The sequence below is a fragment of the Kitasatospora sp. NPDC059673 genome, from assembly GCF_042734215.1.
Classification (GTDB): domain Bacteria; phylum Actinomycetota; class Actinomycetes; order Streptomycetales; family Streptomycetaceae; genus Kitasatospora.
Window position 1 is genome coordinate 33,537 of sequence record NZ_JBHWEN010000028.1, and the last position, 19,797, is coordinate 53,333.

Annotated in this window: 17 protein-coding genes; 7 read left to right on the plus strand and 10 right to left on the minus strand. The window is 73.4% G+C overall.

The genetic code is table 11. The features are described 5' to 3' along the window. Window positions 1-10: 10 nt before the first annotated feature. Together ACFV18_RS27155 and ACFV18_RS27160 are read right to left on the minus strand one after the other, a co-directional pair. The gene (locus ACFV18_RS27155; protein WP_380487543.1) at window positions 11-1,312 is read right to left on the minus strand and encodes a 2-dehydropantoate 2-reductase N-terminal domain-containing protein; all 1,302 of its coding nucleotides are present in this window, start codon (window positions 1,310-1,312) and stop codon (window positions 11-13) included. Between the two features lie 57 nt (window positions 1,313-1,369). Beyond that, window positions 1,370-2,497, minus strand: a complete 1,128-nt coding sequence (locus ACFV18_RS27160; protein ID WP_380487545.1) for a PP2C family protein-serine/threonine phosphatase — start codon at window positions 2,495-2,497, stop codon at window positions 1,370-1,372. A gap of 378 nt (window positions 2,498-2,875) precedes the next feature. Here ACFV18_RS27160 and ACFV18_RS27165 point away from each other — a divergent pair, with 378 nt between their 5' ends. From ACFV18_RS27165 to ACFV18_RS27180, 4 genes are all read left to right on the plus strand, one after another. Then, complete coding sequence (locus tag ACFV18_RS27165; protein WP_380487674.1) at window positions 2,876-4,261, plus strand: PHB depolymerase family esterase; 1,386 nt, start codon at window positions 2,876-2,878, stop codon at window positions 4,259-4,261. 236 nt (window positions 4,262-4,497) lie between these two features. Then, window positions 4,498-5,994: an APC family permease gene (locus tag ACFV18_RS27170; RefSeq protein WP_380487547.1), complete on the plus strand. Its 1,497-nt coding sequence runs from the start codon at window positions 4,498-4,500 to the stop codon at window positions 5,992-5,994. Continuing rightward, complete coding sequence (locus ACFV18_RS27175; RefSeq protein ID WP_380487549.1) at window positions 5,991-6,365, plus strand: cupin domain-containing protein; 375 nt, start codon at window positions 5,991-5,993, stop codon at window positions 6,363-6,365. Before ACFV18_RS27170 ends, ACFV18_RS27175 begins: the two co-directional genes overlap by 4 nt. Window positions 6,366-6,445: 80 nt before the next feature. Beyond that, window positions 6,446-7,837, plus strand: a complete 1,392-nt coding sequence (locus ACFV18_RS27180) for an NAD(P)/FAD-dependent oxidoreductase (RefSeq protein ID WP_380487551.1) — start codon at window positions 6,446-6,448, stop codon at window positions 7,835-7,837. Between the two features lie 55 nt (window positions 7,838-7,892). On the opposite strand, the gene ACFV18_RS27185 is transcribed toward ACFV18_RS27180, so the two are convergent. Next, on the minus strand, window positions 7,893-8,531 hold the full coding sequence (locus ACFV18_RS27185) for a DinB family protein (RefSeq protein ID WP_380487553.1): 639 nt from the start codon (window positions 8,529-8,531) through the stop codon (window positions 7,893-7,895). Between the two features lie 67 nt (window positions 8,532-8,598). Between ACFV18_RS27185 and ACFV18_RS27190 the strand changes: the two genes are divergently transcribed. Beyond that, window positions 8,599-9,030, plus strand: coding sequence for a cytidine deaminase (locus ACFV18_RS27190; protein ID WP_380487555.1), 432 nt, complete (start codon window positions 8,599-8,601; stop codon window positions 9,028-9,030). Window positions 9,031-9,065: 35 nt separating this feature from the next. Here the strand turns inward: ACFV18_RS27190 and ACFV18_RS27195 are convergent, their stop codons facing one another. The 3 genes from ACFV18_RS27195 to ACFV18_RS27205 all read right to left on the minus strand — a co-directional run bounded on the left by ACFV18_RS27195 (window position 9,066) and on the right by ACFV18_RS27205 (window position 11,345). After that, window positions 9,066-9,335, minus strand: coding sequence for an acylphosphatase (locus ACFV18_RS27195; protein ID WP_380487557.1), 270 nt, complete (start codon window positions 9,333-9,335; stop codon window positions 9,066-9,068). A gap of 95 nt (window positions 9,336-9,430) precedes the next feature. Continuing rightward, window positions 9,431-10,687: an MFS transporter gene (locus ACFV18_RS27200; protein WP_380487559.1), complete on the minus strand. Its 1,257-nt coding sequence runs from the start codon at window positions 10,685-10,687 to the stop codon at window positions 9,431-9,433. A gap of 94 nt (window positions 10,688-10,781) precedes the next feature. Further along, window positions 10,782-11,345, minus strand: a complete 564-nt coding sequence (locus ACFV18_RS27205; protein WP_380487561.1) for a DUF664 domain-containing protein — start codon at window positions 11,343-11,345, stop codon at window positions 10,782-10,784. A 187-nt stretch (window positions 11,346-11,532) separates the two neighbouring features. Between ACFV18_RS27205 and ACFV18_RS27210 the strand changes: the two genes are divergently transcribed. Together ACFV18_RS27210 and ACFV18_RS27215 are read left to right on the plus strand one after the other, a co-directional pair. Next, window positions 11,533-12,732 (plus strand): MFS transporter, encoded by a 1,200-nt coding sequence (locus tag ACFV18_RS27210; protein WP_380487563.1) that lies wholly within the window; start codon window positions 11,533-11,535, stop codon window positions 12,730-12,732. A 93-nt stretch (window positions 12,733-12,825) separates the two neighbouring features. After that, window positions 12,826-13,794: an LLM class flavin-dependent oxidoreductase gene (locus tag ACFV18_RS27215; protein WP_380487565.1), complete on the plus strand. Its 969-nt coding sequence runs from the start codon at window positions 12,826-12,828 to the stop codon at window positions 13,792-13,794. 137 nt (window positions 13,795-13,931) lie between these two features. Here the strand turns inward: ACFV18_RS27215 and ACFV18_RS27220 are convergent, their stop codons facing one another. The 4 genes from ACFV18_RS27220 to ACFV18_RS27235 form a co-directional block, all read right to left on the minus strand. Further along, window positions 13,932-15,182, minus strand: coding sequence for an MFS transporter (locus ACFV18_RS27220; protein ID WP_380487567.1), 1,251 nt, complete (start codon window positions 15,180-15,182; stop codon window positions 13,932-13,934). Beyond that, on the minus strand, window positions 15,179-16,885 hold the full coding sequence (locus ACFV18_RS27225) for a condensation domain-containing protein (protein ID WP_380487569.1): 1,707 nt from the start codon (window positions 16,883-16,885) through the stop codon (window positions 15,179-15,181). The genes ACFV18_RS27220 and ACFV18_RS27225 overlap by 4 nt, the downstream gene beginning before the upstream one ends. A gap of 229 nt (window positions 16,886-17,114) precedes the next feature. Continuing rightward, window positions 17,115-18,392, minus strand: a complete 1,278-nt coding sequence (locus ACFV18_RS27230) for a DUF6271 family protein (protein ID WP_380487571.1) — start codon at window positions 18,390-18,392, stop codon at window positions 17,115-17,117. Next, entirely contained in the window at window positions 18,374-19,441 is a 1,068-nt protein-coding gene (locus ACFV18_RS27235) for a phytanoyl-CoA dioxygenase family protein (protein ID WP_380487573.1), read from the minus strand. The genes ACFV18_RS27230 and ACFV18_RS27235 overlap by 19 nt, the downstream gene beginning before the upstream one ends. Between the last annotated feature and the right edge of the window lie 356 nt (window positions 19,442-19,797).

Here is a 19,797-nt window from a genome sequence, read left to right on the forward strand (position 1 = left end):
GGTGGGTTGGTCAGCGGGCCGGAGCGTCGAGGGTGGCCAGCAGTTCGGGCCCCGACCAGGACGGCGGGGTCGGTGCGGACTCGGCCTCCCGGACCAGCTCCAGCAGCCGACGGTTCGCGGGCGCGGCCAGCCCGTGCCGGGCGGCGAGGGCCAGCACCTCGCCCTGGAGTTCGTCGACCTCGGTGCGGCGGCCACGCTGCAGGTCCTCCCACATCGAGGACCGGGCCTGCGCGTCCACCCGCAAACTCGCTGCCGCGAGCCGCCGGAAGAGTGAGTCCGGCAGCGCCAGCACGGCGGGCATCCACCGCGCCGGCACCGGCCCGAGCCGGGCGGGCGTCAGCCCCGCCGCCCGCAACGCGGCCAGGCCCTCACGCTGACACCGCGCCAGCACCAGGCGGTACGGCCGACCGCCGAGCTGCTCACGGAGCGGCAGGCCGGACAGCGCGTTCACCGCGTTGTTCAGGTTGATCAGCAACTTCGCCGCCTGCACCTGCGGCATGTCGTCACGCAACTCCGCCGGCAGGCCGGCGGCAAGGGCCGTGGCGGCGAACTGCTGAGCGGCGTCGGTGTGTTCGGCGGGCGTGGGGGAGTGTCCTGCGGGCGGCTGGTCGGTGGAGGGGGAGGGTGCGGGGGCCGGGGGCTGCTCTGTGACGGCGAACTGCTCGGCGGGCGTGGGGGAGTGTCCTGCGGGCGGCTGCGTTGCGGGGACGGCCGAGGCCTCGTCTGTGGGTTCGGCCTGCTCGGGGGCGGGTGTGTGGCTGGCCGCCGGGGGTCGGTTCGTGGCGGCGAACCGTTCGGCGGTCGGGGGCGGCGTCGTGCCGGGTCGTGCGGTGGTGGGGGTGCGGGCGAGCGTCAGGCGGCCGTCGGTGCCCTGGTGGAACGCGTTCGGGCCGGTGCGGACCACGTTGTACGGGACCATGCCGGCCAGGACCCGGTGGCCGGGGAGGGCTTCGGCGAGCAGGCGGGCGTTGTGCAGGCCGTTCTGGAAGCTGATCACGGTGGTGTGCTCGTCCAGGTGCGGGGCGAGTTGGCGGGCGGCCTCGGCGGTGTCCGCGGACTTGACGGTGACCAGGACGTAGTCGGCTCCGGCGGCGGCCGAGGCGTTCACGGCGGTGTGTGGCCGGGCGTGCAGGCGGCGGGTGCCCGGGCCGGTCAACGTCAGGCCGGCGCGGTCGAGTTCGGCCATCGCGGCGGGACGTCCGATCAGCGTCACCTCGGCGACGGTCGAGAGCGCCCCGCCGAGGCGGCAGCCGATGCTGCCCGCCCCGAACACGGCGATCCGCAGCGGGGAGGCGGAACGGTCCTCGGACACCCGGGCTCCTTCGTGGACGGCAACGGCCCCGAGGTTACCGCCCGGTCACCTTCCCCGTCAGTGCTCCGGCGGCCTGGCGGGTTCGGTGTGGCGGGCCGCGAGGAGGGCGGCCACGTCGTCGTCGGGCGGGCCGCCGGCGTAGTGGCGGAGGTCGCGGCGGAGGTTGTGGAGGAGGGTGGCGGAGGGGTCGGCGGTCCAGCGGGCGAGGCGGTCGGGGAGGGGGTAGAACTCGCCCTGGCGGTCGCGGGTTTCGGAGACGCCGTCGGTGTAGAGCAGGACCCGGTCGCCGGGGCCGAAGGGGATGGTCACGGAGCGGTAGTCGGAGGCGACCAGGCCGGACAGGTTGAGTGGCGGGAGCGGCACCTCGGGTTCGAGGAGGCGCACGCCACCGGGCTGGATCAGGACGGGCGGCGGGTGGCCGCAGTTGAGCAGGCGGGCCTCGGGGCGGTCGTCGGGGATCTCCAAGAGGACGGCGGTGGCGAAGCGTTCGGCGGCGTCCGGCGAGGAGGCCCGCTCGGCGTACCGGCTCAGGCCGGTCTCCAGGCGGCTGGCCAGCGCGGGCAGGTCCGTGGAGTCGTAGGCGGCCTCGCGGAACGAGCCGAGCAGTGCTGCCGCCAGCTCGACCGCCGGCAGACCCTTGCCCTGGACGTCGCCGAGGATGATCCGCACCCCGAACGGGGTCCGCACCGCCTCGTAGAAGTCGCCGCCGATCTGGGCCTGTTCGGCGGCGGCCTTGTAGTAGAGGGCGAGATCGACGGTGTTGATCCGGTCCGGCAGCGGGCGCAGCACCACCTCCTGGGCGGTCTGCGCGACCGACCGGACCATCGCCAGGTCGCGTTCGCGGTGCACCCGTTGCGCGGCGGTGTACGCGGCGGCCAGGGTGACGGTGACGGTCGCGGCGATCACCGAGGCGCCGGCCGCGCCGACACTGTGGTCCCGGATCAGCGCCAGCACGATTTCGGTCAGTACCGCGAGGCCGCCGATGGCCAGCGTCCCGGCGGGGCCCCAACTGGCGGCGGCGAGTGCGGGGGCGGCCACCACGAAACGGTCGTAGCGCTGGCCGGCCGGGGTCTCGCTGTCCGCGGCGGCGGCCGCGGCGATCAGCAGGAACGGCGACAGGCGGGTGAAGGCGGTCAGGACCGGACGGGGCCGCGAAGGATCCGGTTTGTCGGTAATCGTGGGCATGACCCGGTGAACGGTACCCGGGTGGCGCGTTCAGGTGTGGGAGGCGCGGGCGGGTGACACCGGCCAAATGATCAACGTGGCAGGGGGATCGGCGCTGCGCGGGGCCGATGGTGGCTCAATGGCCGCCGCCACCATGCCGTTCGGGCCCCCGGTGGTGCGCCGGGCCATGGGCGGCCGCCCGGAGCGCGCCGATGATGCACGCCACACGTGCTCGGCCAACCCCCCATGTCCAGAGGCAGATGAGCACACTCGCGAGAGCGGAGCCCCCACATGACAGGACACTTCGGCACAGGACGGATCGGGCGCTGGGCGAAAGCGCTGATGACGAAAGCGCCGGCGGCGAAAGCGCTGGTGGCGGGAGCGGTGCTGGCCGGCGGCATGCTGACCGGCGTGCCGCAGGCCTCGGCGGCCGGACTCGGGCAGGTCACCGGCTTCGGCAGCAACCCGGGCAACCTGGCGATGTACAGCTACACACCGAGCGGGCTGGCCACCGGCAGGCCGCTGGTGGTGGCGCTGCACGGCTGCACCCAGACCGCCAACGACTACTACGGCAACTCCGGTTGGGCACAGCTCGCCGACCGCTGGGGCTTCGCGGTGGTGTTCCCGCAGACCAACTCGACCAACAACCCGCTGTCCTGCTTCTCCTGGTTCGACAGTGCCAAGGACACCCGGGGCAAGGGCGAGGCGCTGTCGGTCAAGCAGATGGTCGACAAGGCGGTGGCGCTGTACGGCAGTGACCCGTCGCGGGTGTACGTGACGGGGCTTTCGGCGGGTGCGGGCATGGCCGCCGATCTGCTGGCGGACTATCCGGAGGTGTTCGCGGGCGGCTCGATCGCCGCCGGTCTGCCCGCGCAGTGCGCGAGCACGCAGTCCGCCGCGTCCGGCTGCCAGAACTCCGGCCAGAACCTGACGCCCGCCCAGTGGGGCGACAAGGTGCGGGCGTCCAACCCGGGTTGGACCGGGCCCTGGCCGCGGGTGGCGATCTGGCACGGCAGTTCGGACACCACCGTCGCCCCGGTCAACGCCACCGAGCTGCGCGACCAGTGGACCAATGTGTGGGGCATCCCGCAGACCGCCTCCGCCACCCAGTCGCTGCCGGGCGGCACCACGCTGAGCGTGTACAACGACAGCACCGGCAGGCCGGCCGTCCAGCTGTACAGCGTCTCCGGGATGGGCCACGGCCTGCCGGTCAGCCCGGGCAGCGGCACCGCCGACTGCGGCCGAAGTGGCGCCTACTTCCTGAACACCATCTGCTCGTCGTACTGGACGGGCCTGTTCTGGGGGCTGGACGGCAGCACCGGCGGCGGTACCCGGCTGCCCGCGCCGGGCGGGCTGACCGTCACCGGCACCACCGACACCACCGCCTCGCTGAGCTGGAACGCGGTGGCGGGGGCGGCGTCCTACACCGTGTACCGGGGCGGCGCCCAGGTCGGCACCGGCACCGGCATCACGTACACCGACACCGGCCTGAGCGCGGGCACCGGGTACGCGTGGACGGTCGCGGCGGTGGACGCCAACGGCGCGGTGGGGACGGCGAGTTCGGCCGTGACGGCGACCACCACCGGGAGTGTGTTCACGCCCAGGTGCTACACCGACACCAACTACCAGCAGGTCTCGGCGGGCCGGGCCCATCAGAGCGGCGGGTACGCGTACGCCAACGGCTCGAACCAGAACATGGGGCTGTGGAACCTGTTCGTGACGCACACCTTGCAGGAGACCTCGGCCGGGTACTTCGTGCTCGCGGACTCCGGCTGCCCCGCCTGAACGCACGTTGACGGCCTCTGAGCAGCGATGATGTGGGCCTCGTCGGCGGTGCCGGCGGGGCCCGCCAGAGTGTCAGGGCGGCAACAAGACGTCTGACAGATTGAATGATTGTCCTATGTCAACGGGGCCGTCAGACTCGTGCACCTCAACATCCGAGCCGACACCCGATTGCCAAGGTGAAAATGACCGCCATCCCCGTGGCCCCGCCGGAGACCCGGTGGGCAACGCCCAAGCGCGTGAGCCTGGTTCCCCTGGTTGCCCTGATCTTCTTCAGCGTCTCCGGCGGCGCCTACGGCATCGAGCCGCTGTTCTCGACCTCCGGGCCCGGCATGGGCATCCTGCTGATCCTGATCGCTCCGCTGATCTACAGCGTGCCGCACGCCCTGGTGTGCGCCGAACTCGGCACCGCCATCCCCGTCGAGGGCGGCTACTACCACTGGGTCAAGCGCGGCCTCGGCCGGTTCTGGGCCTTCCAGCAGGGCGTGCTGGCCTGGGTGTGCAGCTTCGTCGACATGGCGCTCTACCCGGTCATGTTCACCTCGTACCTGTCCAGCCTGATCGGCGCCGTCGCCCCCGGCAAGCACGTGTTCTTCGACCTGAGCCTGCGCTGGTTCACCATCGAGGTCGACCTGAACTGGGTGATCTGCGCCGGCGTCATCGTGCTCTTCACGCTGCTGAACCTGATGGGCGCGGGCTGGGTCGGCGACTCCTCGGTGCTGTTCGCGATCATCTGCCTCACCCCGATGCTGGTCCTCACCGCGATCGGCGGCTACCACCTGCTGACCGAGGGCATCAACCCGGTCACCCCGCTGACCGCCGAACAGGGCCAGTCCACCTGGAACGCCTTCGGCGCCGGCCTGTTCATCGTGATGTGGAACTACTCCGGCTGGGACTCGGTCTCCACCGTGGCCGGCGAGATGGAGAACCCGAAGAAGCACCTGCCCAAGGCGCTGTTCTGGTCCGTCCTGCTGATCATCGTCGGCTACCTGCTGCCCTCGCTCGCCGCGCTCGCGGTCGGCGCGGACGGTGACAACGGGTGGAAGAGCTGGGAGGAGGGCGCGCTCCCCGACATCGCCGGTGAACTGGCCGGCCCCTGGCTCCAGTACGCCGTCACCGTCGGCGGCCTGTTCGCCTCGGTCGCGATGTTCTCCGCGCTGCTCGCCTCCTACTCGCGGCTGCCGTCCTCGCTGTCGCGCGACGGCTACCTGCCTCCGTGGGTCTCCAAGGAGAGCAAGCGCTACCGGATGCCGATGGCGTCGATCATCGGATCGTCCGTCATCTACGCGCTGTTCTGCTTCTCCAGCTTCAGCGACCTGGTGGTCTTCGACGTCTTCCTCACCAACATCGGCATCCTGCTGGAGGTCGCCGCGCTGATCGCACTGCGCATCCGCGAGCCCGAACTGGAGCGCCCCTACAAGATCCCCGGCGGCTGGTGGAGCATCGGCCTGATCACCGCCTGCCTGACCGCGGTCAGCGCCTGGGCCGCCATCGAGCAGTACAACGAGGAGGGCGGCAAGGCCGTCAAGTACTGCCTGATCGTGGTCGGCGCCGCGCTGCTGCTCTACCCGCTGCTGTCGCTGCGCCGGGCCGCCCGGCAGTCGGCCGCGCTGGACCGGGCCGTCGCGAACGGGACGGTGCCCGGCGAGGTCTACGGGCTGTCAGGGTCGCAGCGGGACTCGGCACACAGTGACAAGGCCGCCGCGGGCGGCGGAACGGATAGCGTCGAGGCATGATCAACAGCTTCGCCCTGCACGTCCCGGACGCCGAGCTGGAGGCCGAACCGCTCGACCCCGAGCAGATCGTCTCCGGCACCCCCGAGGTCACCGGCAAGGTGGTCTGGGAGTCCGCCGACGGCCGCCAGATCCGCGGGATCTGGCAGATCACCCCCGGCGTGGTGACCGACACCGAGGCCGACGAGATGTTCGTCGTCCTCAGCGGCCGGGCCACCATCGCCTTCCAGGACGGACCCGTCCTGGAGGTCGGCCCCGGCGACCTCGCGGTGCTGCGCGAAGGCGACCGCACCACCTGGACCGTCCACGAGACGCTCCGCAAGGTCTACAGCATCAACCTCGGCCCCGAGGCGGCCGGGGACGAGGACCGATAACCGCCGGCAACGGCACAGCAGCCGGCCCGGCCGCCGCCACGGCCGGGCCGGCGACCCTCCCAAGGCAAGGAACCGAGAACATGGACCCCGTACACGCCCTGCGGGACGCCAAGCCCACCCCGTTCTGGCTGGAGGACCCCGGTCGTCCGCAGGCCAACTCGGCGCTCACCGGAGACGTCCGCTGCGACCTGCTGGTCGTCGGCGGCGGCTACAGCGGCCTGTGGACCGCGCTGATCGCCAAGGAACGCGACCCCGGCTGCGACGTGGTCCTGATCGAGGGCCAGGAGATCGCCTGGGCCGCCTCCGGCCGCAACGGCGGCTTCTGCGCCGCCAGCCTCACCCACGGCCTGGGCAACGGCTTCGAGCGCTGGCCGGACGAACTCGCCGCGCTCGAACAGCTCGGCGCCCGCAACCTGCAGTCCATCGAGGACGCCGTCCGCACCTACGACATGGACTGCGACTGGGAGCGCACCGGCGAACTCGACGTCGCCACCGAGCCGCACCAGGTCGAGGAACTCGCCGAACTGTACGAACTCGCCCAGCAGTACGGCGACTACGAGCTGCTGGACGCCGACGCCGTCCGCGCCCAGGTCAACTCGCCGACCTACCTCGGCGCGCTGTGGGACAAGGACGGCGTGGGCATGGTCCACCCCGCCAAGCTCGCCTGGGGCCTGAAGAAGGCCTGCGAGGGCCTCGGCGTGCGGATCTTCGAGCACACCATGGCGACCGACATCGCCGAGTCCGGCTCCGGCATGGCCGTGCGCACCCCCTACGGCCGGGTGTTCGCCCGCCAGGTCGCGCTCGGCACCAACGTGTTCCCCTCGCTGGTCAAGCGGATCCGCCCCTACACCGTGCCGGTGTACGACTACGCGATGATGACCGAGCCGCTGAACGCCGAGCAGCTGGCCTCGATCGGCTGGCAGGGCCGGCAGGGCATCGGCGACAGCGCCAACCAGTTCCACTACTACCGGCTGTCCGCCGACAACCGGATCCTGTGGGGCGGCTACGACGCCATCTACCACTACGGGGCCAAGGTCCGCACCGAGTACGACCACCGGCCGCAGACCTACCGGACCCTCGCCCGGCACTTCTTCGAGACCTTCCCGCAGCTCGAAGGCCTGCGGTTCACCAACGCCTGGGGCGGCGCGATCGACACCTGCACCCGGTTCTCCGCGTTCTTCGACACCGCCTACCGCGGCAAGGTCGCGCTCGCGGCGGGCTTCACCGGCCTCGGCGTCGGCGCGACCCGGTTCGGCGCCGAGGTGATGCTCGACCTGCTGTCCCGCAAGAACACCGAGCTCACCACGCTGGAGATGGTCCGCCGCAAGCCGCTGCCGTTCCCGCCCGAGCCCGTGCGCTGGGCCGGCATCGGCATCACCAAGTGGTCGCTGGACCGCGCCGACCGCAACGGCGGCCGCCGCAACCTGTGGCTGAAGACCATGGACACCCTGGGCCTCGGCTTCGACAGCTGACGCCACCTCGCCCCCCACCGGCCGCCCCTCGCGAGGGGCGGCCGGCGCTCTGCCGTCAGCCGGGAACGCTCTCGCCCGCCGCGCGGGCAGCGTCACGCGCGGCCCGCTCGACCCGGGCGTGGTGGGCGGGCCACCAGTCGGGGGAGACCTCGGGCAGGACGGCGTCGCCCGGGCGCAACCCCGTCGAGCCGTCGAGGAGTTCACGCACCACGTCGGCCTGGCCGGTGTGACGCTGGGTCTCGGCGACCATGTGCAGCAGGATCCGGCCCAGGGTGAGACGGTGGCGCGGGGGCCACGGGACTCGGCCGAGGGCGTCCAGCGGCAGGGCGTCGATGGTGGCGTCCGTGTGCGCCCAGACCCGGCGGTAGTCGGCGATCAGGGCCTCGCGGCTCTCGTCCGGGCGGGCCCACAGATCGTCGTTGGCCTCGGCGGCGCCCGCCACCCACAGGCCCGGCCCGCCGTCGAAGGGGCGGCCGAAACTCTCGCCGAAGTAGACCGCCTCCGCGCCCGTCAGGTGCTTCACCACGCCGAGCAGGTTCGTCCCCGACGGCGTCACCGGGCGGCGCACGTCGTACTCGGACAGGCCCTCCAGCTTCCACAGCAGCGCGTCCCGGGCGTCCTGCAGATAGAGCTTCAGATCCCGCTTGACGGTGTCGAGTTGATCGGGGGTGTTGGATTCGCCGGTGGTCGTCATGGCCGGAGTGTGGTCACGATCCGAACGGGCCCGCAAAGGGTTTTCACCCTCCGGTAACGTTCCCGGCATGGCCATCGATCAAGAACTCGTGGACGCCGCGATCGAGTTGACGCGCCGGCGGTTCCCCGGGCAGGAGTGGGCCGGCGCCGCCGCGCTGCGGCTGGACGACGGCACCGTGCTGACCAGCACCGCGCCCGAGCCGCCGAACAACGCGGTGCGGCTGTGCCACGAGACCGGGGCGATCTGCGAGGCGTACAAGCGCGACCGCAAGGTGGTGGCCTCGGTGTGCGTCACCGCCGCCGACGACGGCAGCGGGTTCTGGGTGCTCGCCCCCTGCGGCGTCTGCCAGGAGCGGCTGTTCGCGTACGGGCCTGACGTGGAGGTGGGCGTCCCCCTCCCCGAGGACCCGACCCGCTGGCGCACCCTGCGGCTGCGCGAGGTCCAACCCCACTGGTTCGCCCGGGTGTTCCCCGACGAGGTGTGGCCCTACCAGGAGTAGCCGTCGATCGGTGATGGCGTCAGTCGGGGATGGCGTCAGTCGGTGATGGCGAAGACGAGCAGGCCCTCCAGCTCCTCCTCGATCACCTCGACGTGCTCGACCACCGCCCGGGACGGGCCGTGCCGCATCCACCCCACCATCGCCTCGACCGGCGCCTCGTCGCCCTCGAACACGGCCTCCACCCGCCCGTCCGGCAGGTTGCGCACCCAGCCGACCACGCCCGACTGGGACGCCGCCCGCCGGCAGGAATCGCGGAAGAACACGCCCTGCACCGTGCCCGAGACCAGCACCCGCCGCCGGATCACCCGCACCCACCTCGCCCCGCTCGCCGCCGCCACTGCCCGCAGGTATACCGCAGCCGGGGCGGAGCGCGGCGGCAGGCAGGGCCGGACGGGTGCCGTCAGCCGGTCGCCGTCACGGGCCGCGGCGCCGCCGGGGCGGGCTCCCGGTCGTCGATGCTGCGGCTGAACGGGCGCCAGGCGAACAGCGTCAGCGCCGCCATCACCACCGCCGAGAACCAGAACGGCCCGGTCAGGCCGAAGGCGCGGGCGAGCGGGCCGCCGATCAGCGCGCCCAGCGCGGAACCGCCCACCGCCAGCGCCATGAAGACACTCATCACCCGGCCGCGCAGCACGTCCGGCACCGAGCGCTGCACCAGCGTCCGGTCGACGTTCATCCAGACCGCGCCGTGCACGCCGAACATCCACAGCACCGCGCCCGCCACCCACGCCGAACCCGCCAGCGCCAGGCCCACATGCGTCAGCGTCTCCAGCACCAGGCCCACCCGCAGCAGCACCGAGGACGAGAACCGGGCCTGCAGGCGCGGCGCCACCGCCGCCCCCAGCAGGCCACCCACCGCGCCGGACGCCATCAGCAGGCCGTAACCGAACGGGGACAGCCCCAGATGCTCACGCGCGTACAGCACCATGATCGAGAACCCGGCGATCAGCGTCACGTTCATCAGGCACAGCGCCAGCGTCAGCGTCCGCACCGCCGGATTCGCCCACAGCCAGCGCACCGCCTCGCCGAACTGGCGGCGCACCGGCGCCGGGGCGGCGGCCGGCGCCGACGACTGCGCGCGCCGCGCCGCCGGCAGCATCGCGATCAGCACGGCCGCGCCCGCGAAACTCAGCGCGTCGACCGTCATCGGCACGCCCGCCGCCACCCCGAACAGGGCCGCGCCCAGCGGCGGGCCGCACAGCTTGTTGAGCACCGAATAGGCCCCGAAAATCCGGGAGTTGGCACGCGGCAGCTGCTCGGACGGGACGAGCGCGGGCAGCAGCGCGGAGGACGCGTTGTCGCCCAGCGCCGCGCAGCAGCCCAGCAGCAGACCCACCGCGTAGATCAGCGGCAGCGAGACCACCCCCGCGAACACCGCGCCCGCCAGCACCGCCGTCAGCGCGGCCCGCGCCGCGTTCATCGCCACCGTCAGCCGCCGGCGGTCCACCCGGTCCACCAGCACGCCGCTGACCGGGGCCAGCAGCAGCCACGGCAACTGCTGGACGAACACCGAGAGGCCGACCAGGACCGGATCCCTGGTCAGCGACGTCACCAGCAGCGGGGCCGCCGCCGCGACGATCCCGTCCCCGAGGGTCGACACCGCCGAGGCCGACCACAGCAGCCCGAACGCCCGACCCAGCCCACCGGCCTGCTTCATCCCGCTTCACCCCATGCCGCGCCCGACTTCCGGAAACGTCCGACGCTAACCGCCGGGGCCGGGCCCGCGCATGTGGTTTTTCCGGCCCGGCGCGCTACTGACCGGTGCGGCCGTCGACGCGCTCGCGCAGCAGGTCGGCATGCCCGCAGTGACGGGCGTACTCCTCGATGCGGTGCACCCACAGGGCGCGGACCGCGTCGTGGTCGCGGCCGATCCGGGCGCCCATCTCCGGGAACCTCGCGAACGCGGCGTCGGTGGCCGTCTGTTCGCGCGCCAGGTCGGCGAACGCGCCGTCCACCACCGACTGTTGGGGCAGCGCGCCCTCGAAGTCGCCGTCCGGGTCGCCGTACAGCTTGGGCGCCGGCTCGCCCTCGGTGATCCAGTTGCGCCAGTCGCGCTCCACCTCGGCGAGATGACGCAGCAGCCCCAGCAGCGACAGCGTGGACGGCGGGACGGAACGGGCGGCGAGCTGCTCGGGCGACAGGCCGTCGCACTTCATCCGCAGCGTCAGCCGGTAGTTCGTCAAGTAGTCCTGGAACGTGGCCAGTTCACCGTCCGGTGTCGGACCGTCCGTGTTGCGGGGATCGTCGTCCGGGTCCACCCACATGTCGGGGAAGACGCCCGCCTTCGTCCAGCGCTCGGGAAGCTGTTCGCTCATCGTCCGGATCATTCCGGCCCACCCGGCCGGCGGCAAACAGTTTTCGCGCACGCGCGCGGACGGGCCGGGCTCCGGGCGAGGCGGAGGGTGGGGTGCCGTACGGCCCGGGCCGGTAGGATCGGTTGGCGCTGACAACGTTGACATGACGTCGGCGCACCCGCCGACCCCCTCGTTGTGGAGCACCCCCATGCCCTTGGCGCTCGTCGCCCTCGCCATCACCGCGTTCGCCATCGGCACCACCGAGTTCGCCGCCATGGGGCTGCTCCCGCAGATCGCGGACAGCCTCCAGGTCTCCATCCCGGACGCCGGGTGGCTGATCTCGATGTACGCGATCGGCGTGGTGATCGGCGCCCCGCTGCTCACCGCCGGCGCCGCCCGACTGCCCCGCAAGGCCGTGCTGGTGGGTCTGGCCGGGCTGTTCGCGGCGGGCAACCTGCTGTGCGCCCTCGCCCCGAACTTCGTCCTCCTCGCCGCCGCCCGGCTGATCACCGGACTGCCGCACGGCGCCTTCTTCGGCGCGGGCGCCGTCGCCGCCGCCGAACTGGTCGCCCCCCACCTGCGGGCCCGCGCCGTCTCGGTGATGTTCTCCGGCCTGACCGTGGCCAACATCGTCGGCGTCCCCGCCGTCACCCTGCTCGGCCAGCACCTCGGCTGGCGCTCCGCCATGCTCGTCGTCGTCGCCGTCGGCCTGCTCGGCACCGCCGCCATCGCCCGCCTCGTCCCGCAGCTGCCCGCCCACCCCGGCGCCGGGCTGCGCAGCGAACTCGCCACCTTCCGCAGCGGACAGCTCTGGCTCGCCCTCGCCACCGTGGTGTTCGGCTGCGCCGGACTGTTCGCCTGCTACAGCTACATCACCCCCACCCTCACCGAGGTGTCCGGCTTCGCCGAATCCTCCGTCACCCTGGTCCTCGCCCTGTTCGGCGTCGGCATGACCCTCGGCAACGTCATCGGCGGCTACGCGGCCGACCGCGCCCTGCGACCCGCCCTGTGCGGCGCGCTGCTCGCGATGTCCGGCGCGCTCGCGCTGTTCGCCGTCACCGCGCACGCCCGCTGGTCGGCCGCCGTGACGGTGGTGCTGATCGGCATGGCCGGGTTCGCGATCGTCCCGACCGTGCAGACCCTGGTGATCGACAAGGCCCGCGAGGCGCCCACGCTGGCCTCCGCGACCGTCCAGGGCGCGTTCAACCTGGCCAACGCGCAGGGCGCGTACTTCGGCGGGCTCGCGCTGTCGGCGGGCCTCGGCTGGACCTCGCCCACCCTGGTCGGCGCGGGACTGGCGATGATCGGCTTCCTGATCGCCGCCGGGTCCTGGGCAGCGGACCGGAAGGCGCCCGTCGTGGTGGCCGATCAGCCGGTGGCGGCCGAGCAGGTGGCTGCGACGCTCTGACGGGGCGTCGGGGCGGTGGGTATGATCACCGGATTTCCGCGTCGGCGGTCCGGTCGCGCGGATGTCCCCCGTGCCGTTGGTGAGGAGCCCCCGATGTCCAGCACAGCCAGTGTCCGAGGCCGGATCGGCGTCATGCTGCCGCGCGACCTGCCCGCCCGCGAACTGATCCCGTACGCCCGCCGAGCGGAGGAGCTGGGCTTCGACGAACTGTGGGTGGTCGAGGACCTCGGCTGGCGGGGCGGCATCGCCCAGGCCGCCACCGCGCTCGCGGTGACCGACCGGATCACCGTCGGCATCGGCATCATGCCCGCCGGCGCCCGCAACGTCTGCTTCGCCGCGATGGAACTCGCCACCCTCGCCCAGCTCCACCCCGGCCGGATCGTCGCCGGCATCGGCCACGGCATGCCCGGCTGGATGCGCGAGGCCGGCGCCTGGCCCGCCAGCCCCGTCACCCTGCTCAAGGAGTACACCACCGCGCTGCGCACCCTGCTGCGCGGCGAACCCGGCCCGGCCGACGGACGCTACGTGCGGTGCGCGGGCGTGCAGTTGACGGAGGTCCCGGAGGTGGCGCCGCCGGTGATCCTCGGCGTGCGCGGCCCCAAGTCGCAGGCCGCGGCGGGCGAGGTCGCCGACGGACTGCTGCTCGCCGAACCCGCCGCCCCCGCGTACATCGAGAGCTCGCGCCGCCACCTCGGCCCCGAGGCCACCGTCGTCACCTATGACGCCGCCGCAGTGGACGAGGACGAGGACGTCGCGCTCGACCGGGTCCGCCCCGGCCTGAGCGCGATCGGCGAACCCGACTGGGCCGCCCACCTCGACCCCCTCCCGTTCGCCGCCGACCTGCGCGCCCACCGCGCGGCAGCCGCCGACGGCGCGGAGTTCGCTCGCACCCTCCCCGCCGAGTGGGTCCGCGCCCTCGCCATCGCCGGCACCCCCGCCCAGGCCCGCGCCGCCATCGCCGCCCGCCACGCGGCCGGCGCCACCACCGTCGTCCTCGCGCCGGTCGGGCCGGACGCGCCGGCGTCCCTCGGGTCGCTGGCCGGCGCGCTGCCGAGGCCGTAGGTCGGCGCCGGCCGGCGCTGCGGCCGGAGCTCGGCGGCGGGCCCGGCTAACCAGTGGGCCTTGGCCTTGGGGTTGTTCAGGCCGCGAACACCGCGGCGGGCAGGGCGGGGCAGAGGCGTTCGGGGGCGCAGCAGAGGTCAGGGGGCGGTGCGGGGCAGGGCGCGGACCGCGGGGAGGGCCAGCATCAGGGCGAGCAGGACGAGGCCGGCCAGGGCCGAGAAGAGCAGGACGTGGTCGGTGCCGAAGGCGGCGGCGACCGGGCCGGAGAGGGCGCGGCCGACCGGGATGACCATGATGGAGCCGGCCACGTCGTACGCGGAGACCCGGCTGAGGACACCCAGCGGGATGTGGGTCTGCACGCTGGTCGACCACATGACGCCCCAGAAGGCGAAGCCGCAGCCCGCGACCAGGCCGGTGGCGGCCGTCAGCGCGAACGGCCAGTGCAGCGCCGGGGCCAGCGGGTTGAGCGAGAAGAACAGCATCGCGCAGGCCCCGGCGACCAGCGGGCGGGCCGGGCGCACCCGCATGCCGAGCAGGCCGCCGACGACGGTGCCCGCGCCGTCCGCCGAGGCGATCCAGCCGTAGCCCGCGCTGCCGTGCTGATCCGTCAGTGCGACGGCGCCCAGCGGCAGCGCCGGGCCGAACACCAGCAGCCCGTACACCGACCAGAGCGCGATCACGCCCCACAGCCACGGCCGGGAGCCGAACTCCCGCCAGCCGACGGCCAGTCGGCGCCAGATCGGGGCCTGCGGGTCCTCGGACTCCGCGGCGGCGGCCCGCAGGCCGCGCAGCGGCAGCAGCCCCAGCGCGCTGAGCGCGAACGCCGCCGCGATGACGGTGAACGAACCGGCCGCGCTCCAGTAACCGACCACCAGGCCGGCCGCGCCCGGGCCGAGCAGCGTGCAGACGGCCTCGGAGATGCGCAGCAGAGCGTTCGCTCGCTGGATGTCCTCGGCGACCTGCGGGACGATGCCCGCGAGACCCGGCTGGAACATCGCGGTGGCCGCGCCGGACAGCGCCATCAGCGCCATGATCTGCCACAGCGCCACCTGCGTGGTGGCCAGCAGCAGGCCGAGCGCCAGCATGGCGAGCATCCGGACGGCGTCCGCGCCGACCATCATCAGCTGCGGGGTGAACCGGTCGGCCAGCACACCGCCGAACAGCACCAGCAGCACGATCGGCGCCATCCAGGCGGCCAGCGCGTAGCCGACGCCGCTCCCGCCGTGGCCGGTGCGCAGGACGGCCGCGGTCAGCGACACCATCAGCATGCCGTCCGCGAACAGCGAGGAACTGCGGGCCAGGAACAGCAGACGGAAGCGGTGCGAGCGCCATGGGCTGGGCGGGAGCGCGGCGGGTCGCGCGGCGTCGGCGAGGGAGTCGGTGGTCATCGCGGGTCGGCCGCCGGGCGGCCGTCTCCTTCCAGGAGGGGCGGTTGCGCCAGCCAGGCCTCGGCCCGGCCGGGCTCGGCCGGGGCGTTCGGCACGATCAGGTAGCGGCGCGGGGCGAGCACGCCCGGCCGGTCGGGGAGCAGGCGCATCAGCGACGCGTGGGCCTGCTCGGGGGTGGCCCCGGCCAGGTGGGCGGTCAGGTCGGCGCCGACGTGCACCGGGCGGCCGCCCAGCGCGTCCGAGAGGGCGGCCGCGACGGCGGTGAGGGAGACCCAACAGCCGTCCACCAGTTGCCAGTTGTGGTCGCGTTCGGGTGGGCGGACCCCGGTGACGGCAGTCAGTTCGGCGAGCGGCACGTCGTGGTCGGCGGCGGCCTCCAGCAACTGCACCAGGCCGGTCAGGAAGCCCGCCGCCTCCGCCCGGTCGAACAGCTGCGGGTTCGGCCACAGCGCCAGGTGCAGCACCGGCTCCGTGCGGTACACGAACGCCAACAGGCCGGTGGGAAGCGACTGTTCGGGACCCCAGGTGAGTTCCAGCTCGGGATCGGCGCCGGCCGTCGCGGCGGCCGGGCGCAACGCACCGGGCAGGCCGGAGACGTCGTTGTACACCACGTCCCGCCCGAACCGGCTGCCACGCTGCACCGTGGTGCGCTCGATCATCTCCCACAGCCGCAGCGCGTCGAAGCGGCTGTGCCGGTACGCGTTCAGCGCCGCCGCCCAGGCCGTGCCGAGCAGCGCGTCGAAACCGGGCGCGGTGACGTCGAGCCGCAGCAGCGCGTCCTGCGACAACGGGGTGACAGCGCGGGCCAGTTCGGCCTTGTAGCGGTTGGCGGTGGGGGCAGCGCCGACGTACACGCACTGCCCGGCGCGATGCGCGACCAGCGCGCACCAGGCGGTCAGCAGGACGGTGGACGCGGGCACGCCGAGCCGCGCCGCCGCCCGGGCCAGCGCACTGCCGCCCCGGGCGGAGCGCAGCGTCAACCGCGCCGCCGGGCCGCCGGCGGTGACGGCGCGCGGCTCGGCGAACATCGCCTGCGGGGCAGTGGCGAGGATCCGCTCCCAATAACGCAGCGAGGCCGCCGCCTTGCGTCGACCGGCCGGGCCGGCCTCCTCCTCGGCGAGCTGGAGTGGCGTCAGGGAGTCCGGCTCCGGCAGCCGCTCACCGGCCAGCAGCGCCGTCCACTCCTCGCGCAGCACGGCCAGCGCACTGCCGTCGGCGGCGGCGTGCCCCGCGACCAGGGCCAGCTGGACGGGCACTCCGCGGGAGGTCAGCACCGTCGCCCGCAGTGGGTGGTCCCGGCCGAGGTCGAACGGCGCGAGACGGGTCCGCCGGGCCAGCGCGTCGGCGAAGCCCGCCGGGTCGGCGGGGAGCGGGTCGGCCTCGTGCACGGTGACAGCGAACTCGCCTGCGGCCGCGACGAGTTGCTCGCTCGGAAGCTCGCCTTCGGGGTGCGGGAAGACGGTCCGCAGCGCCTCGTGCCGAACGGTCAGCGCCCGCAGCGCCTCGATCACCGCCCCGGTGCGGACTCCCGGCGGGACGGGCCACACGTCGTGGATGTCGACGTCGGCCGCGCCGTCCCGCAGGATGCAGCGGATCATGTTGGTCTGGCCGAGCGTCAGCGGGCCACGGCGCGGCTCGCCGCCCGCCCAACGGACGGTGACGGTACGGGAGATGGAGATGGAGGGAGAGGGAGAGGGAGGCAAGGGAGGTCGCTCGCTGTTCCTGCTCGGGAACGGATCGGTCGGATCGGTCGGATCGGTCGGATCGGTCGGATCGGTCGGATCGGTCGGGGTGCTCGGGGTGCTCGGGGTGGTCGGGCCGCTGGGGCACGGACGGTGGCCGCCGTCGCCGGTGCGGGTGCGGGTGGGTGTGAAGCCGGGCGGGCTCGGGCGGGCCGGTGCTGCGGGTCGCGGTCGGGTCGAGGGCTGCCCGCTACTCCGCGCGGACGGCCGCCGTCAACGGCCCCCAGGCGTCGATCAGTTCGGCGAAGTCGTGCAGGTCGGTGCGGGCCCGTGCCAGCAGCTCAAGGCGGCGTTCGGCGATCGTGTCGGCGACGGCCGTCCAGTCCTCGCCGAGGCGCCGGTAGCAGCGCTCGACGGTGTCCAGTCGTTCGGCGTCCAGCTCGCGGCCGCTCTCGCCGGCGACCTCGCGGGCCGTTGCCGCGACCGTGGCGGGGTCGAGGCGGCCGATGGTGTCGGGCAGGCGGGTGCAGAGCTCGCCGAGGCGGCGGGAGAGCAGCAGGAACTTGGCCAGGCGCAGGTGGTAGGCGACCTTGCCGGGGCCGGAACGCCGCTCTCCGGTATGGAAGTTGATGATGTGCCGGTTGTGCAGGACGCCGGGCAGGGCCGCGTGCCGGACCAGGTGGAGCAGGAGGTAGTCGCTGCCGATGGTGTCCACCGCCGGCGGCAGCGGGATACGGCCGTACACCTCGCGGTCCAGGGCGATGTTGCACATGTCGATCCGGTTCGGGGCGACGGGGCCGAGGACGGCCCGGTCGGTGGTGAACGGTTCGGTGCCCGCGCCGCGGAAGGCCTCGCGGACGGCCTGCTCGCGCCAGAGCGGCGGGGTGGTCGGCGGCAGTGAGAGGCCGACCAGTTCGGCGTGCACCTGCGGGTCGAGGGCCAGGATCTCCGCCACGTCCACCGACAGTTCGCCGATGAAGGAGGCCCCGACCAGCGCCACCGGCAGCGCCTCGGCGTGCGGGCCGAGCCGTCGCAGACGCCCGCCGCCGAGGCTCCGGGCGACCTCGCGCGCCGGTGCGCCGAGCGCGGCCAGCTCCTGGTGGATGGGGAACACCGGTGCGCCGTCGAGGAGTTGGTAGCGGCTGTCGGAGTCGCGGCGGTGCACCGAGGCGCAGCCGAGCGCCTCGGCGTACAGGAACGCCCGGTCGGTGCAGGCCCCGTAGGAGACGGCGTCGGGCAGCAGCAGGCCGAGCAGGTGGGGCGGGAGCCCCGCACGGGCCAGCGCCCGGGCGAGGAAGGCGCGTTGGGCGTCCTCGTCGAGGTGGTGGACCGTCACCCCGGGCGCGGGCGGCAGGGCAGCCAGCACCGCGGCGTGCTCGGCGCGTACCGGGGCGGGGGAGGAGTCCAGCACCAGCAGCTCCACCCGGGCGCCGAACTCCCGTGCCCCGTACGCCGCTTCATCGGCCAGCGCGCGCAGGGCGGGGGCGCAGGCCCGGTTGGTGGGCAGGGTCAGGCAGACGCGGCGCACTGGTCCACCCCAACGGCGGCCGAGGCCGACTCGTGCCAGGAAGCGAGGCCGAGCAACTTGCGTCCGAGCTCGGTGAGTCGAGCGGTCGGGTAGCGCTTGGACTCGTGCAGGACCGGGTCGCCCACCAGGGTGCGGTTCCAGCGCGGGGTGCGCAGGTGCCGCCAGGAGTCGACGCGGGACTTGCGCAGCCGCTCGTGCTCCTCCAGCGCGGGCATCATCGACAGGTACTGCACCGCCCGCACGCCCTGCTCGGACAGGTTGCGGGCGACGCCGTGCGCCAGCAGGCCGTTCCAGATCAGCAGGTCGCCGGGGTGCAGCTCGGGTCGGACGACCGGCAGTTCGGCGCGGTCGATGACGGGCCGGACGGGGTCGCGGTCGGCGGGCTGGGTGAGCTTCCACGGCTCGAACCGCCGGAACAGCTCCGGGTTGCACTGGAAGCCGCCGGTCTCCGGCGAGGTGTCGTTGAGGGCGATGATGCCCTGTACGCGCTGCGGCGGGACGCCGAGGGTGGTGTCGATGTCCCAGTGCAGCTCGATGTCGAAGCCTCGGTCGGTGGGGTCGATCAGCGCCCGGTCGCGGTTGCCCCGGTTGGGCGGGTTCAGGTTGAGCCGGTCCAGGGTGACCCACAGCTCCTCGCAGTCCCAGACGTCCACGAACGCGTCGTAGACCCGCTGGTTCTGCCGGCTGTCCCAGAGCAGTTGGTGGTGGTACGCCTCGACGAAGCCGTAGATGTGCAACTGCTGGTCGAGCGCCGAGCGGAACGGCCGGTCCGCGAACCAGCTGTCCGGGTCCTCGGGGTCCAAGCCCTGGAACTGCCAGGCGAATTCGAGCATCCGGCGGGCGTGCCCGGCCGGCACCGCCTCGCGGACGATCACGTAGCCGTAGGTCTGCCAGTGCGCGAAATCCTCCTCGGAGAGCACGCGCAGCGGCCGGGACTTGGTCAGTTCGCGCAGGGTGTGCTGGGCGAGGTACGACTCGCCGTCGTTGCTGAAGTACGGGCGGTCGCTCGCGGCCCGGTACAGGTGGGCGCGGCGGGATGGCACGGACATGGAAGAGCCCCTCCAGGGAGCAGGCGTGAGGTGGTCGAACGAGAGGGCCCCGCACGGGGGACGGGGTGCGCCGGCGGCCCTCGCAGCGGGCCGGGCGGAGAGAAAGGACGCGGCCGGGAAGGGCGGCGCCGGGAAGGCGCCGCGGCCGCTTTCGATCGCCAGATTGGTCCAGACCACAAGTCTTGTCAAGTTCCGGTCCGGTAACCGGAGCCGGCCACGGGTCAAGCTCGGTGCGGTTGCGAGTTGGTCTGGACAATTGGCGCGGGACTGTCCTAATGTCCCCCTCGGCTCCGATCCCTGACGGAGCGTCGGCCCGCGCCGCGCCGGTTCCACCGCGCCGCCGCCGACGACGGCCC

Excerpts from the sequence above, each read along its gene's own strand:
- ACFV18_RS27160 (WP_380487545.1), bottom strand. The coding sequence starts at position 2,497 with ATGCCCACGATTACCGACAAACCGGATCCTTCGCGGCCCCGTCCGGTC.
- ACFV18_RS27165 (WP_380487674.1), top strand. The coding sequence starts at position 2,876 with ATGCTGACCGGCGTGCCGCAGGCCTCGGCGGCCGGACTCGGGCAGGTC.
- ACFV18_RS27175 (WP_380487549.1), top strand. The coding sequence starts at position 5,991 with ATGATCAACAGCTTCGCCCTGCACGTCCCGGACGCCGAGCTGGAGGCC.
- ACFV18_RS27180 (WP_380487551.1), top strand. The coding sequence starts at position 6,446 with ATGGACCCCGTACACGCCCTGCGGGACGCCAAGCCCACCCCGTTCTGG.
- ACFV18_RS27185 (WP_380487553.1), bottom strand. The coding sequence starts at position 8,531 with ATGACGACCACCGGCGAATCCAACACCCCCGATCAACTCGACACCGTC.
- ACFV18_RS27190 (WP_380487555.1), top strand. The coding sequence starts at position 8,599 with ATGGCCATCGATCAAGAACTCGTGGACGCCGCGATCGAGTTGACGCGC.
- ACFV18_RS27200 (WP_380487559.1), bottom strand. The coding sequence starts at position 10,687 with ATGAAGCAGGCCGGTGGGCTGGGTCGGGCGTTCGGGCTGCTGTGGTCG.
- ACFV18_RS27205 (WP_380487561.1), bottom strand. The coding sequence starts at position 11,345 with ATGAGCGAACAGCTTCCCGAGCGCTGGACGAAGGCGGGCGTCTTCCCC.
- ACFV18_RS27210 (WP_380487563.1), top strand. The coding sequence starts at position 11,533 with ATGCCCTTGGCGCTCGTCGCCCTCGCCATCACCGCGTTCGCCATCGGC.
- ACFV18_RS27215 (WP_380487565.1), top strand. The coding sequence starts at position 12,826 with ATGTCCAGCACAGCCAGTGTCCGAGGCCGGATCGGCGTCATGCTGCCG.
- ACFV18_RS27220 (WP_380487567.1), bottom strand. The coding sequence starts at position 15,182 with ATGACCACCGACTCCCTCGCCGACGCCGCGCGACCCGCCGCGCTCCCG.
- ACFV18_RS27235 (WP_380487573.1), bottom strand. The coding sequence starts at position 19,441 with ATGTCCGTGCCATCCCGCCGCGCCCACCTGTACCGGGCCGCGAGCGAC.